Source organism: Haliea sp. (genome assembly GCF_040222615.1).
Taxonomy (GTDB): Bacteria; Pseudomonadota; Gammaproteobacteria; order Pseudomonadales; family Halieaceae; genus Haliea.
Window position 1 is genome coordinate 1 of sequence record NZ_JAVKCQ010000049.1, and the last position, 3366, is coordinate 3366.

General features: G+C 61.6%; 4 protein-coding genes and 1 pseudogene. 1 reads left to right on the plus strand and 4 read right to left on the minus strand.

Annotation, left to right across the window (positions count from 1 at the left end):
* The 4 genes from RJQ10_RS04535 to RJQ10_RS04550 form a co-directional block, all read right to left on the minus strand.
* Positions 1-2121 (minus strand): S8 family serine peptidase (locus RJQ10_RS04535; RefSeq protein ID WP_350144062.1); only part of this gene is annotated, 2121 nt, incomplete at its 3' end.
* Between the two features lie 278 nt (positions 2122-2399).
* Positions 2400-2705 carry a hypothetical protein gene (locus tag RJQ10_RS04540; RefSeq protein ID WP_350144060.1) on the minus strand — a complete coding sequence of 102 codons (306 nt, stop codon included), beginning with the start codon at positions 2703-2705 and terminating at the stop codon, positions 2400-2402.
* Positions 2686-3042, minus strand: a complete 357-nt coding sequence (locus tag RJQ10_RS04545) for a type IV toxin-antitoxin system AbiEi family antitoxin (RefSeq protein WP_350144065.1) — start codon at positions 3040-3042, stop codon at positions 2686-2688. Before RJQ10_RS04545 ends, RJQ10_RS04540 begins: the two co-directional genes overlap by 20 nt.
* 14 nt (positions 3043-3056) lie before the next feature.
* Positions 3057-3182 carry a hypothetical protein gene (locus RJQ10_RS04550; RefSeq protein WP_350144068.1) on the minus strand — a complete coding sequence of 42 codons (126 nt, stop codon included), beginning with the start codon at positions 3180-3182 and terminating at the stop codon, positions 3057-3059.
* Between RJQ10_RS04550 and RJQ10_RS04555 the strand changes: the two are divergent.
* Positions 3175-3366 (plus strand): annotated as a pseudogene (locus RJQ10_RS04555) (hypothetical protein); the annotation flags it as partial. The gene RJQ10_RS04550 and the pseudogene RJQ10_RS04555 sit on opposite strands and share 8 nt — an antisense overlap.

The following is a 3366-nucleotide window of genomic DNA, read 5'->3' on the forward strand; positions in this document are numbered from 1 at the left end:
CGAGCCGGGCGCGGCGATATCCACCGCGCTGCCCCAGTTCGAAAAAGCGGCCCGCTCGCCGTGGGCGTCCAGCGCCGCCACGGTGATGACGTTGTCGAGCCCCGCGGGCCAGAAAGCCTGTGTGTCGCTGTTCTGGTTGCCGGCGGCCACCACCACCAACGCGCCCCCGTCGTGTGCATAGCGCACCGCGGTTTCCTCGGCAGCGGCGAACTGCTCGCCGCCAAGGCTGACGTTGATCACCCGTGCGCCGCGATTGACCGCCTCGGTGATGGCGGCGGCTACGCCGACGCTGTTGCCGTCGCCGCGCCGGTTGGTGGCCTTGAGCGGCAGAATACGCGCCCAGGGATTGACGCCGGCCATGCTGTCGTTGGCATCGCCGCGGGAGGCGATGATGCCGGCGACCAGGGTGCCGTGGCCGTTGTCGTCTTGCGTGACCGCATTGTGGGCGATGTAGTTCCAGCCGCTGATGTCGTCGATCAGGCCGTTGCCGTCGTCGTCGCGGTAGTTGTAGCGTTCGCCGGGGTTGTGCCACAGGGCGGCTGCGAGGTCCGGGTGGCTGAAGTCGGCGCCGCTGTCGATCACCGCGACCAGCACTTCGCCGGGCTGGCGCGCGGCTAGCTGCGCCATGCGGGCGCTATCCAGGCCGATGAGCAGGCGCCCGTACGGGCTGTGGCTGCCAGCCGATGCAGTTGGGCTGGGCTGTTGCGAGGAGCGTGGCACGGCAGGCTCGGCCTTGCCCTCTGGAGAGGGTTTTTTCTCCCGGTCGAATACGGCAGCGCCGTTCGCCCCGGCCGGGTAAGTCATCCGCGGTGGATCCTCGCGGGTCGAAAAAGCCCTACCTGGCAGGGTGTATTTGAAACTGGGGGAAAACTCGCCCCAGCCACCCTCCTCGGCCTCGGTGCTCTCAGGCAGCGCCTTTCGACCGGGCCCGCCGAGCAGCGCTTCTTGAACCAGGTGAGGTAAACTCCGGTAGCCTCGGCCCCCACCAATCTCATAGCGCGGGTCGTAATGGATTGAGCTGCGGCTGCACCACTTCTTCTCACACTCCCGCAGGTCGGCGTCCAGGTTGACCATTTCTGTCCACAGCGGCAGCCGCCTTGCGCGAATGGTAGCGAGGTCGCGGTAGATGCTGTCGCGTACCCGGATCAGGCGGCTGATCTCGGCTGCCTGGCAGTCGCTGCAGTTCTTCAGCGTGGCACCGGCTTTCGCGAGTTGCGCTTCCAGCGAAATGATGGTGTCCATGAGATCGGTATAAACGGGGTTCCGCTGAGCCAGCTGTTCGGCGAGGAACAGGCAGTCGGGGTGCAGGCAGTGTGTCTTGTCGGTAAAGTAGTTGTAGGGCTCCTTGGTGGGCGTTGCACGCGTCGCGGTGTCGCTGGGCATCGCAGGGCTGCCGTCGGTAGCCGGGCCGTCTTCGTCTCGATTGGCGCAGTAGAGGTCCTCGCAATTGCGCAGCGCGGCGAGTCGTTCGCCGTACTGCTGCTGAAACAACGCGGTGTCCTCCTCCCCGTGCGTGGTGCGTCGCACGGCGATTTCCTGCGCCTCGCCGGGTGCTGCGAACCTGCCCCAGAGGTAGTTGCGAATCATCGTGGGTTTCAGGTGCGAAAGAATCCAGTCGTTCATCTCGCGCACCTGCTTGCGGCAGAGCTCGCAGCGCGTACTCACAAACAGCATGGAAAAGTCGATATCGCTGGCGCCGGGCGTGTTACCCGCATTGCCCCAGTCGGGCATGCTCACGGGCCCGAGTATGCCGTCGGGACGCGGCTTCTTGTCTGTGGAGGTGAACGTGGCTTCGCAGTAGGCGAGTGTGGCGCGGATACTCACCAGTTCCTCGGTGAGTTCCTGCACACGCTTCCTGTTGTGGGGCAGCCAGTGGGAGCGGTCCTCGCCGATGTCTCGCAGTAGTTCCGAGAGGTCTTTCTCAACATAGGCAAGGCCTTCTCTCCAGAGCTTTTCGCAGTCTTGCCGGAGCGCTTGCAAAGAGGGGGGTGCTGCAGTGGCAGCGCCGCCTGCGCCCGGCCCCTGTGACCAGGCGGGAAATGAGGCCACCAGCGCGGCGGCCAGCAGGGCCGGGATGGCGAGCCGGTGGAAATGTACTGCAGCGTTGCGCGTAGCCTTCATCACTGAAACAGCTCCCTCGGCGGCCAATCGCTGGTCGGAGTCTGTTAGTGTTCATATTAAACTAGCAGTCATTTCCCGGGATCGCAAATTGGCGTGGTTGTGCGCTGCGCGTGGACAGGCGGTATTTGCGCACCAGGCCGCGCAACTGGTCATAGGTCAGCTGCAGTTGCCCCCGCATCCCGTCCGAGCTTCATAGCACTGACCTTTGTTTCATCCCAGTCCTAAGCTTCCATGCAGCCTTCTTCATAAACCGCTGCAAAAATTTCCGGAATTTTGGATTAGCTTTCCATCAGGTAGACTAGGTCCATGGCGTTCCTGGGTTTGACCGCTACCTCGCGTTCAACCCAGGCCACCAGCTTGAGCATGGCAACACCGGCCAGGGACGCGACAGAAATAGTCATATCAGGGTTATCGCTGATCTGTATGGAAAATGCAGTTTCCATGGCTTCAGTAAAGCCGAGCACTGACATGACAACCGCCAGGGAGTCGATATCCAGGCTCTTCGCCACTTCGTTGATATCGCCATACAGCGCTACCAGTCCCCGAGGCAGCTTGCCCGCGATATTAACGAAGGTATTTTTCACGAAGCCGTTTAGCCGTATCGAGGTTGCGCGGGTCGCCCGTTGCCACCAGGTCTGCATAAGCGATGAGAGGGTGCACCAGACCTCCACGTTCCGTCCCGCTGTCCTGTGTCCGGAAGGATTGTGCAGTTTTAGCTGGGTCATAACAGTCGCGTCTCCGCGGAGTTTTTTTAAGACCATGGTAGGCGGTTTTCGATGTCCTCCACAGATTCAGCTTGCGGCAGTGCCGTAGAGACCCGCGGAGGTATCCGCAGGGCCTCAACCCGATGGCTTTTGCCGACTCCACCAGAAAATACAGGTTGGCACTGGCTTTGACGCCGTACACCGAATCCGAGAACACCCAGTTTTTTGCGGTTATTCCAATATTGCCATAACCGCAAGAAACTGGATGTTCAGTGACTCGGTGGCAGGGGTGAACGCCAGCGCCAGTGGAGGCCATTGAAGCGCCGCTGCCTTGGCGTGGTAGAACAGCATGAGCATGGAGATTGATCACCTGAGTGCCGATGAGTTGGTGGCACTCAACCACCGGATTGTTGAACGCCTGAAGATGCTGGAATCACTGCAGGCACACCAATCCATGATGCAGTTCCACCCGGGCGCTCGGGTGAGCTTCGAATCACCACAAAACGGGCGTCTTACCGGCACCCTCATGAAGTTCAACCGT

Bases quoted from the DNA above. Each gene is read 5' to 3' on its own strand.
- RJQ10_RS04550 (WP_350144068.1), bottom strand. From the start codon at position 3,182: ATGCTCATGCTGTTCTACCACGCCAAGGCAGCGGCGCTTCAATGGCCT.